Here is a 20,669-nt window from a genome sequence, read left to right on the forward strand (position 1 = left end):
AAATTCACCAGTCTCAATGCTCGTCAGCATGTTGCTGCAAGCGCCAAGCATTGGCCTTTTGTTACTTCCACAGGCTGCTGTACTTGGCGGCTATGCCGTCAGTACGTTCCACCAGTTTGTCCACCAGGCCATCCACATCTTCCACGCTCGCCGTGCCAAGATCCCGGGCCAGCAGGTAGCCAAGGTAACCACGGCCCTGCTTGAACACCCAGCATACCGAATACACAGACCCCACAGCGGGGCGACCGGCAAATTCAGGCTGCGTGCTCACCATGACGTAGAGCTTGGGGATGTCTTTTTCTTCATCATCATTGAGGGTGAACAGGCTGCTCTGGTTGAAGCGCTCCTTGAGCTTGGTGCCGAGGCGCGCGCCAATGCTGTCTGTGCCTTCCAGCGACACGCTGACCGTGGTCACGCGGTCAACGGTCTTTTCGGGCTTGTCCTGCACGGGTTTGCCTGCCTGTGGGGTAGCCGCAAAGGCCGCGCCCGTGAGCGCCAGAATGCATATCAGGGTAAAAACGCCAAAAAATTTTTTCATGCCTATCCCTCAATTTCAGAATATACCCGCTGTCAGCGAATGCCGGGGCAAGGCCACCAGAACGCCCGCAGGAAACTGATTTGTTCTTGACCTTGATCCATTCTATATAATCTTTAGAAAAAGGTGAAGCGGGTATTTTTTCATGCGCAAACTGGCAAAAATGTATATAATCCGCGCCCTGACCCGATTGGCCTTGCCTGCCGCCATTTTACCGCGCTCAAGCCCATCGGGGTAATGACACCGATCAAAGGATTTTTTCATGAAGCACATTCTTTTATTGCTGGCTTTTGGGGCCGGTTGCTGCCTCCCTGTGCAGGCGGGAATAAACACCTTGTTGCGGCGCTTTCTGGGCGAACCCATGCAGGCCGCGCTTGTTTCATTTGCCGTGGGCACGCTGGCGCTGTGGGTATACAGCCTGGCGGCAAGGCACACATGGCCTTCCATTTCGCAGCTTTCCGCTGTTCCCTGGTGGATGTGGACAGGTGGTGTGCTTGGCGCAATTTTTGTGAGTTGCACCATCTTTCTTGCCCCCCGGCTGGGGGCTGCCACCATGACCGCCGTCATGCTGTCGGGCCAGCTGGTGGCCTCCGTGCTGCTTGACCATTATGCCCTCGTGGGCTTTCCCGAGCACCCTGTTTCGCCACTGCGCCTTGCGGGCATTGCCCTGCTTTTTGCGGGCGCATGGCTTGTGCGGGTCTTTTAACGCAAGGTGACTCCAGCACAGGGCTTTCACTGCGCGCGCCATCTTGAGCTGCGACGCACTAAGGGCTACAGTGTCTGCAAATTGCCGCATCACAAGGAACATGCCATGCAAAGAACCCTTATCATAGACGCCCTCGCAGCGACCGAAGCGCAAGCCTCCATCACCATCTGCGGCTGGATCCGCACCCGCCGCGATGCCAAGGAATTTTCTTTTGTGGAGCTCAACGACGGCTCCTGCCTCGGCAATATGCAGTGCATTGTTGACGCGGGCACCACCGCCCACGCGCAACTTGATCAGGCCGCCACGGGCGCCGCCATCAGCGTTACGGGCGAACTTGTGGCTTCGCCCGGCAAGGGGCAGATGTGGGAAATCAGGGCACAGAGCGTTACTGTTTTCGGCCTGGCTGATCCCGAAACTTTCCCTTTGCAGAAAAAACGCCATTCTGATGAATTTTTGCGCACAATTGCGCATTTGCGTTCCCGCACCAACAAGTACGGCGCTGCCTTCCGCATCCGTTCCGAAGCGGGCCAGGCTGTGCATCAGTTTTTCCAGAGCCGCCGTTTTTCATGGGTGCATACGCCGGTGCTCACCGGAGCGGACTGCGAAGGCGCGGGCGAAATGTTCCGCGTCACCAGCCTTGAACCCGGCGACAAGGATGTAGCCGCCGACTTTTTTGGCCGCCAGTGCAATCTGACGGTTTCCGGCCAGCTTGAGGCCGAGGCCCTCGCCATGGGCCTTGGGCGCGTGTACACTTTCGGCCCCACCTTCCGCGCCGAAAATTCCAATACGCCGCGCCACGCCGCCGAATTCTGGATGATTGAGCCGGAAATGGCCTTTGCAGACCTGCAAGACCTCATGGAACTGGGCGAAAGCCTTACCCGGCACGTGATCGAACACGCCCTCGCCCACTGCGAATCCGACCTCAAGCTCTTTGACAGCTTTGTGGACAAGGGCCTCATTGAACGCCTCAAGGGCATGGTGGCTGCGCCCTTTGCCCGCGTTTCGTACACGGAAGCCGTGGAAATCCTGCAAAAATGCGGCAAGGAATTTGCCTTTCCTGTTTCATTCGGCACGGACCTTCAAACCGAGCACGAACGCTATCTGGCGGAAGAGCATTTTAAAAAGCCTGTGGCTGTGTATGATTACCCCAAGGAAATCAAAGCATTCTACATGCGCCAGAATGACGATGGCAAAACCGTTGCCGCCATGGACATGCTGGTGCCGCGCATCGGCGAACTCATCGGCGGCTCGCAGCGCGAGGAACGCCTTGACCGCCTGACCGCCCGCATTCAGGAGCTTGGTCAGAATCCCGAAGACTACTGGTGGTACATGGATCTGCGCCGTTTTGGCACAGCGCCCCATGCCGGGTTTGGCCTTGGCTTCGAGCGTCTGCTCATGATGCTGACCGGCATCACCAATATTCGCGACGTCATTGCCTTCCCCCGTACTCCGGGAAATCTTGAATTCTAGAACGATTCCGATAGGATACCTTTTGGCCAGCCTGTTGCGAAAGCGGTGGGCTGGCTTTTTTCAACCCGCCTGTACGCGAACCGCAAAAAAGCCCGAGGCAGCGCCGTAGCTGGGCCGCCATGCCCTTCACATTTGCCTTTTTGCCGGGTATAGTACGCGCTCACCTTTTTGGAGGCATCGAGCCGCCGCCCATCGCCCAAGGAGAGCGAAATACCATGAGCAAGAAGCTGACTGTAGCCGTTGTAGGCGCCACAGGCGCCGTAGGCCGTGAAATGCTCAAGACCCTGCACGAGAGGGACTTTCCCGCCACTGAAATACGCGCCTTTGCGTCCGCCCGTTCTGCGGGCACCAAGGTGCCGTATGGCGACAAAGAGCTGACCGTGCAAGAGCTTAAAGAAGATGTCTTTGAGGGCATTGATTTGGCCATTTTTTCCGCCGGCGGCAGCACTTCGCAAAAATTTGCCCCGCATGCGGCCAAGGCTGGCTGCGTGGTGGTGGACAATTCCGCTGCATGGCGCATGGACGACCGCTGCCCCCTGGTGGTGCCGGAAGTCAACGCCCACGCCCTTGAGGGCCACAACGGCATCATTGCCAACCCCAACTGCTCCACCATCCAGATGCTGGTGGTGCTTAAGCCCCTGCACGACGCCGTCAAAATCAAGCGCGTTGTGGTTTCCACCTATCAGGCGGTTTCCGGCACCGGGCAGAAGGGCATTGAAGAACTGGAACGCCAGGTGCGCGACCTCTTCAATGGCCGCGACCCGGAATGCAATACCTATCCCTACCGCATTGCCTTCAACGCGCTGCCGCACATCGATGTCTTCCTTGATAACGACTACACCAAGGAAGAAATGAAGATGGTTCATGAAACCGTCAAAATATTTGAAGATCCTTCGGTCAAGGTTACGGCCACCTGTGTGCGCGTGCCGGTGTTCTACTGCCACGCCGAATCGGTGAACATTGAAACCGAAAAGAAACTCACAGCCAAGGATGCCCGCGTCATGCTTTCGCAGGCTCCCGGCGTGCGCGTGGTCGATAATCCCCGCGAACTCATGTACCCCATGCCCTCCTACTGCGTGGGCGAGGATGAAACCTACGTGGGGCGCATCCGCGAGGACGAAACCATTGATAACGGCCTGAACCTCTGGATTGTGGCCGACAACGTGCGCAAGGGCGCAGCCCTCAACGCCGTGCAGATCGGCGAAGAACTGATCAAGCGCGATCTGCTGCGCGTGACCGACAAAAACGTGTTCCTGAAGTAATTGCCTGCGGGCGCGCGGGTCTCGTTGACCTGCGCGCCCGTGCGCTTTGGAGGCCTTTGCGGTGCAAGCTGTAGACGCTGAAACATATCTCAAGGCCCTGCTTTCCGCGCCCCGGCCAGGGTCGGAGCAGGTTCTCGCTTTTTATGACCACCGGGTGGGACATATCTGCACCGACCCGCGTCTTCTGCTGCTGCCCCTTGATGACCATATCTGCCATCGCGGCGACGGCCTTTTTGAAAGCATCAGTTTTCGTCAACGCACAATTTTTGGGCTGGACGCGCATCTGGCCCGGCTGGTGGACGGCGCTGCGGCCCTTTCCATCACGCCGCCCTGCACATGGGAAGCCCTGCGCCAGCGCATAATTGATGTGGCCCTTGCCGCAGGCGTGGACAATGGCGACTTGCGCGTTTTTCTGAGCCGAGGCCCCGGCGGATTCGGCATTTCACCCGCCGAATGCCCCCAGGCTGGCCTGTACATTGTGGCCCTCAAAAAGGCCCTGCCCACGGCGGCCTTCTATGAAAAAGGCCTCACAGCCTTTGCCAGCGCCATCCCGCCCAAGCAGGAATATCTGGCCCGCATCAAGAATACCAACTATCTGCCCAATGTGTTCATGGCCATGGAAGCCCGCCAGAAGGGCATGGACGTGGCCGTGACCTTTGACGAAAACGGCATCATGGGCGAGGCGGCCGTGGCCAACGTGGGCCTTGTGGACGCGCAGGGCCGCCTGCTCTGCCCTGAAATCAGGCGCATTCTGCCGGGCACCACCCTGCTGGCCGCCATGGAAGTTGCCGCAGAGCGCATGCCTGTCGTGCAGATGCCCATTCCCCGCGCAGCCATAGACAGCGCCAGTGAAATGCTGTTGTTCACCAGCTCCACCCTTTGCGTGGGCATCACCCATTTTGACGGCAAGCCCGTGGGTCATGGCGCGCATGCTGGCAAGCCCGGCCCTGTGGCCCTGTGGCTCAAGGATGTTCTTTTGGACTATATGCTGAAAAAAGGCGCGCCCCTCTGATGCGTGTTCTGCTTATTGCCCTGCAACAGACCTCTGACGGCCCCGCCTCACCCGAAGAGCAGCGCCACTGGACAGAAATGGGCGCGCCCATGCGCCTTGCCCGGCTGGAAGAAGACCACGCGCTGGCCCTGGCCTGCGCCATGCGAGACGGCGGCAGGCTGGCCCCCATGCTGCTGTGCCAGAAAAATTCGCGCCTGCACCGCCGCGCCGCCGCGCTGAACCTGCCCATACTCACGGCAGGCGGACCAATGGATTTCATGCGTCTGTGGCTCTGGCAGCGCAAGCACAAGCACCTTTTGGTGCAGACTTTTGGAGAAAGCGGCATGCCCCTTGGCCGCCGGGTGCTGATCATGCGTCCCCCGGCCTCCACTCTTTTGAGCCATGCATTTCTGCTGCGCGCGCCGCGCCCGGAAGTCTGCTTTGGCAAGGGAATGCTGGCAGCCCACAAAATACTTTGCGGCTCCAGTTATGTGCGCGACCGCATTGCCAAAGCCAGCGGCATCACCGAGGGCGAAACGGCATGGCGCGGTCCCAAAAACCGCGCGCTGCCCCTGCCGGGCGACACGCTCACACTGGCAGCGCCGGGCATGAGCATTGAAGGTTTTGAACCTGCGCCCGAATGGCCTGCTGAACCCGCAGAGGATCAGCGTTTTGTTTTTTGCATGGGTGATGCCCTCACGCCCCGCTCGGGCGCGCATATTGTCATCCGGGCCATGGCCGCCATCTGGCAGCGCCGCGATTTGCCCGCATGGGAAGTACGCGCCGCCGGGGGTGGCCCCCGCTTTCAGGAAGTACTGGACGAAGCGGAATCGCTGGGCGTGCAGTCGCGCCTGTGCCTGCTCAACGAGCAAAGCCTGCCGCACCTGCTGCGCACCTGCCATGCATGGATAGCGCCCGGCTCCGCTCCGGACGAACTGCCGGAAACACTCGGGGCTGGCCTGGCGGCCCAAACGCCCGTCATCTGCGGACAGAGCGCCCTGCATGAGCAGCGGCTTGCCGCCGCCCCCGATGCCGCCTGCATGTTTGAAGAAAACAATCCGCAGTCGCTGGCCGAATGCATGATAAACGTCATGACGGATGCAACCCAGCGCCGCCGTATTGTGGAAGCGGGCAACGCATTGCGGCCCGGTCTGAGCCATGAATCCTTTGCCCTTGCGACCTGCACCCGGCACGAAGGCTGGTGCAGTCAGCTTGGCTGGCTTGAAAAAAGCGGTCAGCCGCAAGCCCCGCAACAGTAGTAAACAAGCAACGATCATCAGCGCGCCCCGCGCCAGTGGCGGCAGCATGCCGCCTGAGCGTGAGGCAATACCGCAAACACATACAGGAACCGTATGAAATGTAAAATCTGCAAAGCCGAGGCCGTGGTGGCCCTGCGCAGCCACAACGCCGCCTTTTGCCCTGACTGTTACAAGGATTTTTTTGCCCGCCAGGTAGAACGCGGCATTGAAGGCCAAAAGCTGTTTACCCGCGATGAACGGGTGCTGGTGGCCCTTTCTGGCGGCAAGGATTCCCTGGCGCTCATGCTCGAACTCTCCCGCCAGGGCTACAACGTAACTGGTCTGCACATTGATCTGGACATTCCGGTTTCTTCCGCCGCGGCGCGCGGCGTGGTTGAACGCTTCTGCGCCAAGCACGGCCTCAAGCTCATGGTCAAGGAAATGGCCGCAGAAGGCCTGTCCATTCCGCTGGTCAAGGAAAGGCTGCACCGCCCCATCTGCTCGGCCTGCGGCAAGATCAAACGCCATTTCTTCAACAAGGTCGCCCTGGACGAAGGCTTTGACGCCCTTGCCACGGGGCATAACCTGGACGATGAAGTGGCCCGCCTTTTCAGCAACACCCTGCGCTGGGATACCTCCTATCTTTCAGATCAGGGGCCGCGGCTGGAAAGCGAACACGGCTTTTCGCGCAAGGTTAAGCCCTTGTGGCGGCTCTCGGAATTTGAAACGGCCAACTACGCCTTTCTTATGGGCATAGAAAACCACTACGCCCCCTGCCCGTACAGCCCCGGCGCGAGCTTCACCACGCTCAAGGGTCTGATGCAGAATCTCGAGGCCGCCATGCCCGGCCGCAAGCTGGATTTCTATCAGGGTTTTCTCTCGCGCGGGCGGCCCGTTTTTGCCCGCCGTGAGGCGGAGGAAGGCCTGGAACTGGCCCCGTGCACGGAATGCGGCTACCCCACATCTTCCGGCGACCGTTGCGGCGTGTGCCGCATACGCGCCGCCCTGCTTGACGAGGGCTAGAAGGAACATCACTTTGTGCAAAACGCCCCGGCAGATGCCGGGCCGTTTTGCATGTTTACTACCGTCTATTCTTCATATTTCCTGAAGACGAGCGAAGCGTTATGCCCCCCAAAACCAAAAGAATTGGAGAGCGCATAACAGGTAGATGTTTGTTCGGCCCGGTTGCAGATATGCGGGATATCGCACTCGGCATCGGGTGCATCCAGATTTATTGTCGGCGGCAACAGGCCATGCCGCAAGGCCTCAAGAGTAATGATGGCTTCTATGCCCCCAGCCGCCCCAAACAGATGCCCTGTCATGGACTTTGTGGCGCTGACCTTTACCGTTTCAAGGCTGTCGCCAAAAACGCTCCTGATTGCTGCGGCTTCAGACCTGTCGCCTTCTTTTGTTCCTGTGGCGTGGGCATTGATATAGCCAATTTCTGCCACGGAAGCGCCAGACTGGCGGATGGCAATTTCCATGGCCCGCGCTCCGCCCAGAAAGTCTGGCGATGTGATATGCCCCGCATCGCACGTTGCACCGTACCCAACCACCTCGCCAAGGATTGTCGCCTCACGGCGGCGGGCATGTTCCTCTTCCTCCAGCAGCAACACAGCAGCGCCCTCAGCCATAACAAAGCCGTCACGCCCGCTGTCAAAGGGACGGCTGGCCTGCTCCGGCACATCGTTGCGGGTTGAAAGAGCCTTCATGCTGGAAAAACCCGCCAGCAAAAACGGTTGAATGCCCGCATCGCTTCCGCCTGCCAGCATGACATCCGCCTGCCCGTGGGCGATGCTCAAAAATGCCTCGCCGATGGCATTGTTGGCAGTGGCGCAAGCGGACACAGGCGCATAGTTCGCCCCTTTAAAACCCGTCCTGATAGCAACCACGCCCGAAGCCATGTTGACGATCATCATGGGAATCATGAAAGGCGAAACCCGCCGTGCGCCTTTGGCCAGAAATGCTTCATGATTTTTCATGATCGTTTCTATGCCGCCGATGCCAGAACCCACATAAACCCCGGCGCGTTCCGGATCCCAATCGGCACCTTCCAGACCGGACATTTCAACGGCCTGCAAGGCCGCAGCAACGGCAAACTGGATATATTTGTCGTATTTTTTTGCGTCCTTTGCACAAAAATACGTTTCAGCCAAAAAATCGTCCACCTTCCCGGCGATTCTCACCGGGGATTCATCAAACGCGGGATCGTCCATATACCTGATGCCGGATTTTCCGGAACTGATGTTCTTCCACATGGTTTCAGGGTCGTTTCCTGAAGAAGATATAACCCCAAAGCCTGTTACAACTACTTTACGCATGGCGTCTCCTGGCCTGTTAATTTATATGTATATACATGAATATGGATGCACCAAGCCCAATACACTCACAATTTGCAGTCTGCGCTAGGCGCTGTCCTTTTCTGCAATACGGGAAACCTTGAGCAAAAGTCGCAGCAATTCCTGAACATCATCGTCCCCCAATTCTGAAATCATAAGCTGCTGCGCCTCTTCCCAATGGGGGTGGGCTTCTTTGAGGCTGTCTGCACCAAGGGCCGTCAACTGCATGATCTTTTTGCGTGAATCCGCCGGGGCCGGGGCACTCGCAACAAACCCCATTTTTTCCAGCTTTTCCACATTTCTGGTCACGGTTGTCTGGTCAATGCCCAAAACCCGGCCAATCTCCGTTATCGAAGGCTCCTCCAGACCAGCAATCGCCCGCAGCAAACCATACTGGGTGATACGCATTCCCTTGCGCGCCAGAAATTTGCCGTAAAGCTGGTTGAGTTGCCGATCCGCCTTTCGGATTTGGAGAAAAAGACAAGGCAGTTGCATGGGTGCTCCGCGTTTTCATGTATGTACATACATTATTCGATGTTCGCCGCATGTCAATACCGGGCAATGCGCTTGACTTCGCTATAATTTGAAAATAGATTTCAATTCCATTCAAATTGAGCCACCCCGGCTGATCCGGTGCGGCGATGACAGGAGCGCACAGCATGCCGGAATCCCTTTCCGCAACTGTCGGGGCGCGCGGCGGCAATGCCCGTACGCTTATCGGCGGTCTGGCCTATTCCCTGAGGCTTGCCATCGCGGGCAACCCCAACTGCGGCAAGACCACAGTTTTCAATGCCCTCACAGGCGCGCACCAGCATGTGGGCAACTACAGCGGCGTAACGGTTGAAAAGAAAGAAGGCTTCATTCGCCACGAAGGGCAGGAAATCATACTTGTGGATTTGCCCGGTGCGTATTCTCTTTCTGCCTATTCGCAGGAGGAGGTGGTGGCGCGCAACGTGCTTCTGAGCGGCGCGGTGCAGGCGGTCATCAACGTTGTGGACGCTGGCATTCTGGAGCGCGGGCTGCTGCTCACGGCCCAGTTGCGCGAGATGGGCCTCCCTGTGGTCATTGCCTGCAACATGATGGACGAAGCGCGGGCGACGGGCATCAGCATTGACTTTTTGCGCCTGTCGGAACTCATGGGGGCCATCGCCGTGCCCACGGTCGGGACCTCGGGCAATGGCCTGCGCGAGGCCCTTTCTGCGGCGCGTCAGGTTGCCCTTGATGCAGAAAACAGCAACCAGCAGTCTGGCATTCCCGCAGCTTCGCCCAACGGAAGTCACAGTTCTGCCCTGCACATAAGCTACGGCCCCCTGCTCGACCCGATACTGGAAACCATGGAAAAACGCATTGCGGAAAGCCAGGGCATGGCATCCTCACCCTATGCCCACTGTGCGCCGCGCTGGCTGGCCCTGAGCCTGCTCCAGGATGATGCGGAAGCCGTGGCAGCCTTGCAGGCGGCGGATGCAGACCTTGCGGCCGACATGGCCCAGGTTTGCCGCTTTGTGCAGGAAGAACTGGGCAGCATTGGCCGCGATGCGGAAGGCTTGATAGCAGACGGACACAGCGCCTTTGTGCGCAAAATTGCCGCCACCTGCGTTGTTAAAACCGGCAAGCGCCACCGCCTTAGCCTCTCGGACAGGCTCGACCGCGTACTGGCCCACGCAGTGTGGGGTGCGCTGATCATGCTTGGTGTGCTCTACGCCATGTTTCAGATCACCATTGTTCTTGGTTCCTACCCGCAGGGCTGGCTGGAGGGTGCGTTCAGCGCGCTGGCTGGCGCGGTGAGGGGCACACTGCCCGAAGGCCTGCTCTCCTCCCTGCTGGTTGACGGCGTGATCGCGGGCGTTGGCGGAGTGCTCAGTTTTGTGCCGCTGGTGCTTATCATGTTTGCGCTCATCGCCATTGTGGAAGACAGCGGCTACATGGCGCGCATGGCCTATATTGCCGACCGCGTGTTCCAGTTTTTCGGCCTGCACGGCGCCTCGGTGATGCCCTATATCATTTCCGGCGGCATTGCAGGGGGCTGCGCCATTCCCGGCGTCATGGCTACCCGCACCATGCGCAGCCCCAAGGAAAAACTGGCCACCATGCTCACCCTGCCCTACATGGCCTGCGGGGCCAAATTGCCCGTGTATCTGCTGCTGGTGGGCACGTTTTTTCCGCACAATGCCGCCAACATGATGTTTGCCATCATCATGCTCTCGTGGGTGCTGGCCTTTTGCGTGGCTCTGCTGCTGCGCAGAACCGTCCTGCGCGGCGAAGCGACTCCTCTGGTCATGGAAATGCCGCCCTACCGCATGCCCACCGTGCGCGGCATCTGCATCCATTGCTGGGAGCGTACATGGATGTACCTCAAAAAGGCAGGCACGGTGCTTGTGCCGCTGTCCATGCTCATCTGGGCGGCCATGACCTTTCCGGCTCTTGATCCGCAAACGGCCCTACCCTTTGAAAACGAAATAGCCCGCCTGAGCGCAGGACTTGAACGCGAAGACCTGCCTGCGGGAGCACGCGCCAGTCAGGAAGAAGCCCTTGCAAAAGTGCAGGAGGAACTGGATGCCGAGCGCCTGCGGCACACCCTTGCCGGAAGCCTTGGCACATGGCTTGAAGGTGCAACGTCCTACGCGGGTTTCAGCTGGCGCACCGATGTGGCCCTTATTGGCGGTATTGCTGCCAAGGAGGCCATCATTTCCACACTGGGCACGGCCTACGCCCTTGGGGAGCAGGACCCTGAAGACCCGGCCTCGCTGGCGGAACTGCTGCGCGCCGACCCAACGTGGAATCAGGGCACGGCCCTGGCTCTGCTTGTTTTTGTCATGCTCTACGCCCCCTGCTTTGTCACCCTGGTTGTCATCCGACAGGAGTCGGGAAGCTGGAAGTGGGTGGCATTCAGCATTGCCTTCAACACGCTGCTGGCTTTCGGCATGGCCGTGGGCGTGTATCAGACGTACCGCTTTTTCTGGATGGACGTATGATGATCAAACGTACAGGACGCGCACCCGGCATGGGCATTCGCGCGTATATTGCCTTGGGCCTGACGGTGATGACCCTGCTTTTTACTGCCAGCTTTTTCTATTTTATGAGTATGGCGCGCGAGGTCAGCGTGTCCGGCACACGAACCTACGGGCTTTTCATGACGCTGGCCGAGAACGACAAACTGACCGACAGCCGCAACATGACGCGCCTGCGAGGCGCAGAATCCGCACTGGCTGCCTTGCCCTCACTGACCGCGAAGCCAGCGGAGCCGGAGGCCAGCGCCGCTCTGGCGGAGCTTTCCGCCGCCATAGCGGAACTGGCAACGGCACAGCCAGTAACTGACGACATGCTGCTGCAACTGCGCCGCACGGCTACGCTGGCGCACGAATTTGAAAACCGCCTGCTCATGGGCTTTCTGCTGCTGGGCGCAGGGCTGGCGCTGCTGTTCGGCCTGCTGCGCCTGCACCTTGCGCGACCGCTGCAAAGCATCATGGTCTTTCTCAACCAGCTGGGCACAGGCTCTCCCAGCCAGCCACCCAAACACAGCTTTATCACCGAACTGCACAACATATCGGCTGCGCTTGAAAATCTTGGCACCTATCTGTCGCTTGCCACGGTGCGTTCGCAAAAACTGGCCTCGGAGCATGACCACTTTCAAAAAATGTCGCTGGTGGACGGTCTCACCGGAGTGGGCAACCGCCGCGCTTTTGACGACAAGCTGCGCTCCCTGTGGCTTCATGCCCTGCAACATGGCACGCCGCTAGCGCTTATCATGCTGGATGTGGATACCTTCAAGCGCTATAATGACAGCCTGGGGCATCAGGCCGGGGACGAATGCCTGCGCCGCATTGCCGCCGCCATGAGCCGGGCGGCACGCTCCACGGATGTTTGCGCGCGCTATGGCGGGGAGGAATTTGCCCTGCTGCTGCCCGGTGCGGATGCCGCAACGGCGCAGGCCGTGGCCGCCCGCGTGCATGCGGAGGTAGCGCGCGAGCAGTTGCCCCACCCCAGTTCGCCCGTGGGCGACATGGTGACTGTCAGCCTCGGAGTGAGCAGCCTGACGCCGCTTGAAGAGCAAAAGGAAGAAAGCCAGATGCTTGTGCGTCAGACAGATTCCGCCCTGTATGCCGCCAAGACGGCAGGCCGCAACCGCACTTGCTTGTTCAGCGAGCCGTAAGCATTCGACTTTTATTTATAAGGATTTTACTTAAATTAATGAGAATTTTTTATATTAAGAATTGAAAAATTAACATTAACAGTAAGTATATTCAAAAAATGCATTACATTACATACAATAATCCCAATATAAACAGCATTACTGGCTACTGTTATAGTTCTTATCGAAAAGATGCTACACAAATGAATCAAAAAAATATCACATATCTGACAATAAAATAGCAACATAATAATTGTAAAAATATTTACCAATATTGATCTTTTGTATATGCATATAATTTTGTGAAATTCAGTTGTTAACTCCCCCCTATTCGATGTAGCATAAAGCTTCTTCGCCAAGGGTGAAAAAATAATATACGTAAATGTAGACACATAAAAACCAAAAACTATTGATATAAATACTATGACATCTGACCGAATTGACGAAACAGAAAAACTTTCCTCAAAGGAAAATAGCGTGATTATCCAAATAGCATATTTAATCTTCATGATCAAAATTACTAACTAATGTTGAAAAGACTAAATCATCTTCATAGAGGCCACGTTCATTTTTCTGCACATCAACACTTATTTTTTCAATAAATTTATCAATTCTAAAAACTTTCTCCAAATTATCATCTCCGCATCCAATACAAATTAACTTTGATATTTCTTTCTTTTTTGCAAGTTTACAAAATTCGAAAACTTTATCCTTGAATATTTTTAATTTATTGTATCTCAACTCTACAGTAAATGACTCCGCTCCAGCAGTCCACTTTGGATCAAATTGCTCTGTTTCAGAAAATAGACTTACTTGGTCAGCCTTTTTCCTGGCAAAAAAATTTTCTCAGCTTTAGAAATTTCCTTTATGAAGGCGTCAACATCCTTATATATATTTGAGATCATCACATTTGCTCCATCATTCTTTAAAATTCTATCCTTAATAATCGATTCAAAAGAGCTTTTTTTGTTTATATTAGATATATACAAGATTTTACTTTTAAAATTATATACTCCATACGCTTGAGAATTCCATTCTGCCTCTGCTTCTGTACGAGAATTGGGCTGCTCAGAATTCAATTCTCTATTAAATACCGTTGACGACAAAGGCAAAAAACGTCCCTCGTAGAGACTCATAAACATATAGTCGTCTTTGAGACCAACATATGTTTTCATGCATTTTTGCTTATCCGCGCTTGTCGTGGACTTAATGCCCAACTCCACGTTTTTTTCATCAATCGCCGACTTAGCCAACTCTACATTATCAACATACAATTCAAATGTTGAAAAAATTAATTTATTTTCCATATCATTCTCCTATAATATTCATAACTACATAATTGCATGCCCCTCAAATTATTACAAGCAGACTTCTTTAAAAAAATTTCAATCAGCACAAGCAGACTTTAGAAGTTATCCCCGGACAGAGAGACATCGCCTGTTGCCAGTTGCAACAGGCGATGTCTCTCTGTCCGGCGTGGAAAACAAAAAAATTCTAGATGTGTTTTTCTAGTTTACGTTTGAACCGATGCCTGCACCATGATGGCCCCGGCCTCCCTGCGGCGCAGGGCAATGGTTACTTCCGCGCAACGCAAGGCCAGAGGGTCGCGCAGGGGGGCATAGCCCACCACAGAAACAGGCATGCCCGAACCCAGCCCCATGTCTCGGATGCGCCGCGCAAGTTCGCCCCGTGCATTGATGCTGACAATACGAGCCATCTCGCCCACCTTGAGGGACGTGAGAGGAATAACTGAATCCATTGCGCCTCCGGGAGAACCTTTAAAAAACTGTATAATTTAAAAATAACATTCATTTTCAATTTACCGTTCATTGCCCCTGGCGTCAAGAAAAGAGACCCTCGGCAATCTGCGGTGAGCGCGCCACGCGCTGCTCCTCGCGGGACAGGCTCCTCCGCTCCACTCGACCATATGGCCCGACTCTGGCATGATGCCTTGCAGCGGGAGGGTCGCTTGCCTCCACGCCCTTTCCGGCACACGTCAACAACGGACAAGCCATGAGTATTCTGAAAAAAGTTCTGGAACGGGGCCTCACCCCTTCCAACGTCATAAGCTACCTGTGTTTGCAGATCATGCGCGTCAACGGCGCGTTCTGGGGCACCCTGCGCCTGCGGCTCAAGGCCCTTGCGCTGGGCGTGCAGGTGGGTGCTGGCGTGTCAGCCCACGGGCCTGTGGGCCTGCTGCGCTGGCCAGGCAGCCGCATGAGCATCGGTGCTGGCGCAAGCCTTATTTCTTCCTGGCGGCGGGCCACGGCTGCGGCTCTGGCCCATCCCGTGCGGCTGCGCACCTTTGGCCCCGGAGCCAGTATTGAAATCGGCCCCGGCTGCCAGTTGAGCGGCACGTCCATTACCGCGCGCTCCACGGTCATACGCCTTGGGCGTCAGGTCATGGTAGGCCCCAACTGTATTGTGGTGGATTCCGACTTTCACGCCCACTGGCCACCGGAAGCCCGCGCTACCGAACCCGGCATGGAAGGCGACCGCCCGGTAACCATTGGCGACTACGTGTGGATTGGCATGAACTGCCTTATCCTCAAGGGCGTAACCATTGGCGAGGGGGCCATCATCGGCGCTGGCAGCGTGGTCACGCGCGATGTGCCGCCCTTCTGCCTTGCCGCTGGCTCTCCCGCCCGCGTGCTGCGCAGCCTCAAGCCCGACGAAAGCACGCAGCAGCCCGGCACTGCGGAATAGGTCGCTGCACTGTGTCTGTGGGGGAATATATCGCGGCGCTGCTGGCGTCGGAAAAGCTGGGCGCGCAGGTCACGTGCCACAAGCTCTTTCCGCCGGTGGAGCCATGCTACGCGCCCACACGCCTGCCCTGGCCCGCTGCCATCAGCCGTGCCCTTGAGCTGCGCGGCATCAACGGGCTTTACAGCCATCAGGCCCTTGCCACAGACCACATCCGCGCCGGGCATTCCATTGTTGCAGCCACGCCCACGGCCAGCGGCAAAAGCCTTATCTACAACCTGCCCGTGCTCGACCGCTACCTGCGCGACCGTGATGCCCGCGCCCTGTATCTCTTCCCCCTCAAGGCTCTGGCGCAGGATCAGCTTGGCGCGTTCAACGCTCTGGTGGAGGGCTGGCCCAAGGAGGCCCGCCCCACTGCCGCCCTGTATGATGGCGACACCACCGACCATTTTCGCCGCAAAATCCGGCGCAATCCGCCCACGGTGCTTATCAGCAATCCCGAGATGCTGCATCTCGGCATTCTGCCCCACCACGAACAGTGGGCGGAATTTCTGGCAGGCCTGAGCCATGTGGTTGTGGACGAAGCCCATACCTACCGGGGCGTGTTTGGGGCGCACATGGCCCAGGTGTTCCGGCGGCTCAACCGCATCGCCGGGCGCTACGGAGCGCGGCCCCTCTATGTGCTGTGCACGGCCACTGTGGGCAATCCCGGCGAACTGGCGGCAGCGCTGACCGGCACGGATGCGCCTGCCTCCACGCCTATCCTTGCTACAGATTCCCCGTCTCCGGTTCCTTCCTCTGCTTCTGCCGCCCGCACAGCGGATGCACCAGTGGTTATTGACCAGTCAGGCGCGCCGCAGGGGCCACGGCACTTTGTTTTTCTTAATCCGGAACAAAGCCCCGCTACAGCCGCTATTGACCTGCTCAAGGCGGCGCTGGCCCGCAACCTGCGCACCATAGTTTACTGCCGCTCACGGCGCATGACAGAACTTATCAGCCTGTGGGCCGGACAATCTGGCGTATTTTCCGAGCGAATCTCCGCCTATCGGGCGGGCTTTCTGCCAGAGGAAAGGCGCGGCATCGAGGCCCGCATGGCCTCGGGCGAGTTGCTGGCCGTGGTCAGCACCAGCGCGCTGGAACTGGGCATAGACATTGGCGGGCTGGACGTGTGCATCCTTGTGGGCTACCCCGGCACGGTCATGGCCACCCTGCAACGCGGCGGGCGCGTAGGCCGCGCCCAACAGGAATCCGCCGTTATCGTGGTGGCGGGCGAGGATGCGCTGGATCAGTATTTTGCCCGCAATCCCGAAGATTTTTTCAGCCGCCCGGCGGAAAAAGCCGTGGTCAATCCGGACAACGAGGTCATTTTGACCCGCCATCTGGAGTGCGCGGCGGCAGAAATGCCCCTCACCCCCGGTGAAGCCATGCTGGCAAGCCCTGCTGCCCGCGCCGCCGCCCGCGCGCTCAACGCCAAGGGCCTATTGCTGCAATCGGCGGACGGCACCCAACTGCTGGCCGCCCGCAAGCGGCCCCAGCGGCATGTGGATTTACGCGGCACAGGCCAGACCTTCAGCATTGAAGATCAGGACGGCCAGATCATCGGCTCTGTGGATGGTTTTCGCGCATGGCAGGAGACGCACCCCGGCGCTGTTTACCTGCACCGGGGCCGCAGCTATGTGATTGAAGAGATGGACCCGGCCCGCGCCCGCATTGTGGCCAAGGCTGCCAAGGTCTCGTGGTTTACGCGCACGCGCGGCCAAAAAAGCACGGATATCCTTGAAGAAGTCGAGCGCACATCATTGGGCCGCGTGCTGGTCTGCCGTGGCCGCCTGCGCATCACCGATACCGTGACCGGTTATGAGAAGCGTTCTACATCTGGCAACCGCCTGCTCACCATCACGCCGCTTTCCGTGCCGCCGCAGGTTTTTGAAACCGAGGGTCTGTGGTATGTCATACCAGACAGCATCCGCGCCTCGCTGGAAGAACGCTTTCTGCACTACATGGGCTCCATCCACGCCCTTGAGCATGCTGCCATTGGCCTGCTGCCCCTGCTCATCATGGCCGACCGCAACGACTTTGGCGGCATTTCCACCCCGCTGCATGCCCAGACCGGGCTGTCGGGCGTATTCATTTATGACGGCCTGCCGGGGGGAGCGGGCTTGACGCGGCAGGCCTTTCCCGATGCGCGGGGCCTGCTGGAAGCCACCTTCAAGGCTGTTGCCGCCTGCCCCTGCGAGGACGGCTGCCCCTCCTGCGTGCATTCGCCCAAGTGCGGATCCGGCAACAGACCCATCAGCAAGATCGGCGCGCTGGAGCTGCTGCGCGAAATGCTGGCCCCCGGCACGGAAGGCGATGCCCTGTGCCGCGACCTGCGCATCAGCCCCGCTCCTGACAGGCTGGATATGGAATCGTTGGACGCAGCCTCTGCCCTGGCGGCAGCGCCCCGGCCTGCGGTTTCGGCTCTGGATTTCATCAATGAAGGCAGCCAGCCCGAAGCCGCGCACACTGCAATGGAGGAACAATCCATGAGCAAAAAGCACTCCGCGCCGGACAATCAGAACAGCCTGTTCGGCGCTAACGGCGTTGCGCAGTCCGGCTCCAGCGGCAGCGCCCCCACGCCTCAGAGGGAGGCCAGCAGCGCGCCGGACGCTCAAGGGACAAATACCTTTGACGCCGCAGGCCTGCTGACGCACATTCCCGTGCCGCCGCCAAAAAATTTTGTGGTCTTTGACGTCGAAACCCGGCGCTCCGCCGCCGAAGTGGGCGGCTGGAACCGGGCCGACCGCATGGGCGTGAGTGTTGCCGTGGCCTACGACAGCAAGGCGGACGACTATTTCTCCTATCAGCAGGAGGAACTGCCCGCATTGTTCGAACGCCTGCGCGGGAGCGACCTTGTGGTGGGCTTCAACAGCCTGCGCTTTGACTACGCCGTGCTCTCGCCCTTTGCGCCATTTGATCTGCGCACCCTGCCCAGTCTTGATCTTTTGCAGCGCGTGTACGAACGCCTGAACTACCGCCTTCCACTGGACAATCTGGGGCAGGCCACCCTGGGCGAACCCAAGAGCGCCGACGGCCTGCAAGCCCTGCAATGGTGGAAGGAAGGGAGGCTGGAAGATATCGCCACGTATTGCCGCAAGGATGTGGACATCACCCGCCGCCTTTATCTGCACGGTCTGGAGCAGGGCTTTTTGCTGTTCAGCAACAAGGCTGGCTCCCGTGTGCGCGTTCCTGTGGATTTTCACCGGCGCTGAGATCGCCTTAGCCGGAAAAAGCAAAACGCCCGCGATTGCGGGCGTTTTGCTTTCAAATATCTGTGACACGGCAGCGTTATTTCAACTTTTTCAGCGTCTTCTCCATGCCTTCCGGCAGGGGATAGCCGTGATCCTCGCCAGGGAACGCGCCTGCGCGCACTTCACGCGCATAGGCCTCCACCGCTGAGCGCAGGCTTGCGCCCACTTCGCCAAAACGTTTGACGAAGCGCGGCAGGTGGCTCAGGGTCATACCCGTCATATCCTGCCACACCAGCACCTGACCATCGCAGCCAGCGCCAGCGCCAATGCCTATAACCGGGATGGACAGGGCCTGGGTCACGCGCTCGGCCAGGGGCGCGGGCACGCATTCCAGCACCAGAGCGAAAGCCCCGGCTTCTTGCAGGGCGCGGGCATCGTCCAGCAGCTTCTGGGCTGCAGCCATGCTTTTGCCCTGCACCTTGAACCCGCCAAAAGCGTTCACCGATTGCGGCGTGAGGCCAAGATGCCCCATGACGGGGATGGAAGCCCGCGTCAGCGCCCGCACTTCTGCGGCAAATTCCGCGCCGCCTTCAAGCTTGACCGCCTGGGCGCGGCCTTCTGTCATGAGCCGCCCGGCGTTGCGCACGGTTTCTTCCACAGAAACATGGTAGCTCATAAAGGGCATGTCGCAGACCACAAGGGCTTTTTGCGCACCGCGCGCCACGGCGGCGCAGTGGCGCACCATGTCGTCCACCGTGACGGAAAGCGTGTCGGGATAGCCCAGCATCACCATACCCAGCGAATCGCCCACAAGCAGGGCATCCACCCCGGCCATATCCATGACCCGCGCGGTGCTGTAGTCATAAGCCGTCAGCATGACGAGCTTTTCCTGCCCTTTGGCCTCGCGGAAGGTAACTATGGTGTTCTTCATGACTGAGCCTCCTTCTGGTTGGCATCGTGGGCCAGACCCATTATGAGGTGGGTAAGCTTGGCAGCCGTAAAGTCCGCATGGTGCAGGCCCTCAATGGGGGCCAGTTCCACCACGTCCAGCCCCACCACGCGGCGGCCCGCCACGCAGCGTTCCAGCATGTACTGGGCCTCGCGCCAGTTGATGCCGCCGGGCGAGGGCGTTCCTGTTGCTGGCATGATGGACGAATCAAGCCCGTCCACATCAAAGGTGATGTAAATATTTTTGGGGAAATCCTCTGGCAGGGGCAGCTCCGGCAGGCCCACACGGGCGAGGAAATAGGCGTCGTAATGGGTGACGTTGAACTTCTTGCGGATCTCGGCTTCTTCCCGGCAGAAATCGCGCACGGCAAACTGCGTGAGCGGCAGACCGAGGTCGGCCACAGCGCGGTACATGACGCTGGCGTGTGAAAAAGGGCTGCCCTCATACTGGGGCCGCAGGTCGGCGTGGGCGTCAAACTGCACAACGCCAAAGGGTTCGCCCGTTTTTTCTGCCTGCCGGGCAAGTGCCCGCAAGGCCCCGAGCGTCACGGTATGCTCGCCGCCCAACACCACAGGCACTGCCTCGCAGGCAATGGCATGGGCCACAGCGGCCTCTATGCGGTCAAGCGTGTCGGTTATGGGGCCAGCGCAGTCCACGGCCTGAGCGGTAAAAAAACCTGACTCGCCCGGTGCGAATCCGCATTCCCAGGCTTCAAGCTGATGCGAGGCGGCAAGCAGGGCCTGAGGGCCTTTGACCGTGCCGCCGCCATAAGAAACACTCTGCTCCAGAGGAACGGGGATAATGTGAAACCCTGCCTGCTCCGGTGCAGACTGGGGATATTCAGAAGCCAGAAACTTGTCTTGCATGTGATCCTGCCGTGATTTGACATAAAAAAACGGCCCGCTTGGGGAGGCAGGCCGTTTTGGTTGGAGGAGACTGTCAGCAAAAGAAAGGAAGGTACTTTCCAAGCTGCAATGGCCGTGCCACAAAAAGCAGCATACGGATAATCATATAACCTGCTGCTTTTTATTGGTAATTTTTTACAGCCTCGCAATAGGCGCGTTAAAAATGTTTAACCCCTCGTGCCTGCGCCCTGCCTGGAAGGCGCAAAACTGTA

17 protein-coding genes are annotated in these 20,669 nt (G+C 58.2%); 10 read left to right on the top strand and 7 right to left on the bottom strand.

All coding sequences use genetic code 11. The annotated features are described in order from the left end of the window. Positions 1-61 precede the first annotated feature (61 nt). Positions 62-538, bottom strand: a complete 477-nt coding sequence (locus ACUZ9Q_RS13440; protein ID WP_192112618.1) for a hypothetical protein — start codon at positions 536-538, stop codon at positions 62-64. 259 nt (positions 539-797) lie between these two features. Between ACUZ9Q_RS13440 and ACUZ9Q_RS13445 the strand changes: the two genes are divergently transcribed. The 6 genes from ACUZ9Q_RS13445 (at position 798) to ACUZ9Q_RS13470 (ending at position 7,225) form a co-directional block, all read left to right on the top strand. Further along, the gene (locus tag ACUZ9Q_RS13445; protein WP_192112617.1) at positions 798-1,241 is read left to right on the top strand and encodes a DMT family transporter; all 444 of its coding nucleotides are present in this window, start codon (positions 798-800) and stop codon (positions 1,239-1,241) included. A gap of 105 nt (positions 1,242-1,346) precedes the next feature. Further along, positions 1,347-2,711, top strand: coding sequence for an asparagine--tRNA ligase (asnS, locus tag ACUZ9Q_RS13450; protein WP_227118693.1), 1,365 nt, complete (start codon positions 1,347-1,349; stop codon positions 2,709-2,711). 215 nt (positions 2,712-2,926) lie between these two features. Then, complete coding sequence (locus tag ACUZ9Q_RS13455) at positions 2,927-3,973, top strand: aspartate-semialdehyde dehydrogenase (protein WP_291446080.1); 1,047 nt, start codon at positions 2,927-2,929, stop codon at positions 3,971-3,973. 61 nt (positions 3,974-4,034) lie between these two features. After that, positions 4,035-4,985 carry an aminotransferase class IV gene (locus ACUZ9Q_RS13460; RefSeq protein ID WP_215648210.1) on the top strand — a complete coding sequence of 317 codons (951 nt, stop codon included), beginning with the start codon at positions 4,035-4,037 and terminating at the stop codon, positions 4,983-4,985. Continuing rightward, positions 4,985-6,223, top strand: a complete 1,239-nt coding sequence (locus tag ACUZ9Q_RS13465) for a glycosyltransferase (protein ID WP_449248034.1) — start codon at positions 4,985-4,987, stop codon at positions 6,221-6,223. The genes ACUZ9Q_RS13460 and ACUZ9Q_RS13465 overlap by 1 nt, the downstream gene beginning before the upstream one ends. 93 nt (positions 6,224-6,316) lie before the next feature. Continuing rightward, positions 6,317-7,225, top strand: a complete 909-nt coding sequence (locus tag ACUZ9Q_RS13470) for an ATP-binding protein (RefSeq protein ID WP_192112612.1) — start codon at positions 6,317-6,319, stop codon at positions 7,223-7,225. A 65-nt stretch (positions 7,226-7,290) separates the two neighbouring features. Here ACUZ9Q_RS13470 and fabF read toward each other — a convergent pair whose 3' ends face one another. Further along, positions 7,291-8,523 (bottom strand): beta-ketoacyl-ACP synthase II, encoded by a 1,233-nt coding sequence (gene fabF, locus ACUZ9Q_RS13475; protein WP_300551930.1) that lies wholly within the window; start codon positions 8,521-8,523, stop codon positions 7,291-7,293. An 84-nt stretch (positions 8,524-8,607) separates the two neighbouring features. Then, on the bottom strand, positions 8,608-9,036 hold the full coding sequence (locus ACUZ9Q_RS13480) for a MarR family winged helix-turn-helix transcriptional regulator (RefSeq protein WP_227118690.1): 429 nt from the start codon (positions 9,034-9,036) through the stop codon (positions 8,608-8,610). Between the two features lie 164 nt (positions 9,037-9,200). Here ACUZ9Q_RS13480 and feoB point away from each other — a divergent pair, with 164 nt between their 5' ends. Both feoB and ACUZ9Q_RS13490 read left to right on the top strand, forming a co-directional pair. After that, positions 9,201-11,513 (top strand): ferrous iron transport protein B, encoded by a 2,313-nt coding sequence (gene feoB / locus ACUZ9Q_RS13485; protein WP_449248035.1) that lies wholly within the window; start codon positions 9,201-9,203, stop codon positions 11,511-11,513. Continuing rightward, the gene (locus tag ACUZ9Q_RS13490) at positions 11,510-12,691 is read left to right on the top strand and encodes a diguanylate cyclase (RefSeq protein WP_449248036.1); all 1,182 of its coding nucleotides are present in this window, start codon (positions 11,510-11,512) and stop codon (positions 12,689-12,691) included. Before feoB ends, ACUZ9Q_RS13490 begins: the two co-directional genes overlap by 4 nt. A gap of 788 nt (positions 12,692-13,479) precedes the next feature. Here ACUZ9Q_RS13490 and ACUZ9Q_RS13495 read toward each other — a convergent pair. Together ACUZ9Q_RS13495 and ACUZ9Q_RS13500 are read right to left on the bottom strand one after the other, a co-directional pair. Next, positions 13,480-13,977, bottom strand: coding sequence for a hypothetical protein (locus ACUZ9Q_RS13495; RefSeq protein ID WP_449248037.1), 498 nt, complete (start codon positions 13,975-13,977; stop codon positions 13,480-13,482). 206 nt (positions 13,978-14,183) lie between these two features. Next, the gene (locus ACUZ9Q_RS13500; protein ID WP_449248038.1) at positions 14,184-14,429 is read right to left on the bottom strand and encodes a FeoA family protein; all 246 of its coding nucleotides are present in this window, start codon (positions 14,427-14,429) and stop codon (positions 14,184-14,186) included. A 254-nt stretch (positions 14,430-14,683) separates the two neighbouring features. Here ACUZ9Q_RS13500 and ACUZ9Q_RS13505 point away from each other — a divergent pair, with 254 nt between their 5' ends. Both ACUZ9Q_RS13505 and ACUZ9Q_RS13510 read left to right on the top strand, forming a co-directional pair. Continuing rightward, positions 14,684-15,376: an acyltransferase gene (locus ACUZ9Q_RS13505; RefSeq protein WP_323390201.1), complete on the top strand. Its 693-nt coding sequence runs from the start codon at positions 14,684-14,686 to the stop codon at positions 15,374-15,376. An 11-nt stretch (positions 15,377-15,387) separates the two neighbouring features. Further along, positions 15,388-18,624, top strand: coding sequence for a DEAD/DEAH box helicase (locus ACUZ9Q_RS13510; RefSeq protein WP_449248039.1), 3,237 nt, complete (start codon positions 15,388-15,390; stop codon positions 18,622-18,624). Positions 18,625-18,700: 76 nt separating this feature from the next. Here the strand turns inward: ACUZ9Q_RS13510 and panB are convergent, their stop codons facing one another. After that, positions 18,701-19,534: a 3-methyl-2-oxobutanoate hydroxymethyltransferase gene (panB, locus tag ACUZ9Q_RS13515; RefSeq protein ID WP_215648191.1), complete on the bottom strand. Its 834-nt coding sequence runs from the start codon at positions 19,532-19,534 to the stop codon at positions 18,701-18,703. Then, positions 19,531-20,418, bottom strand: a complete 888-nt coding sequence (speB, locus tag ACUZ9Q_RS13520; RefSeq protein ID WP_192112600.1) for an agmatinase — start codon at positions 20,416-20,418, stop codon at positions 19,531-19,533. Before speB ends, panB begins: the two co-directional genes overlap by 4 nt. Between the last annotated feature and the right edge of the window lie 251 nt (positions 20,419-20,669).

It is taken from the genome of Desulfovibrio desulfopostgatei, from assembly GCF_053570645.1.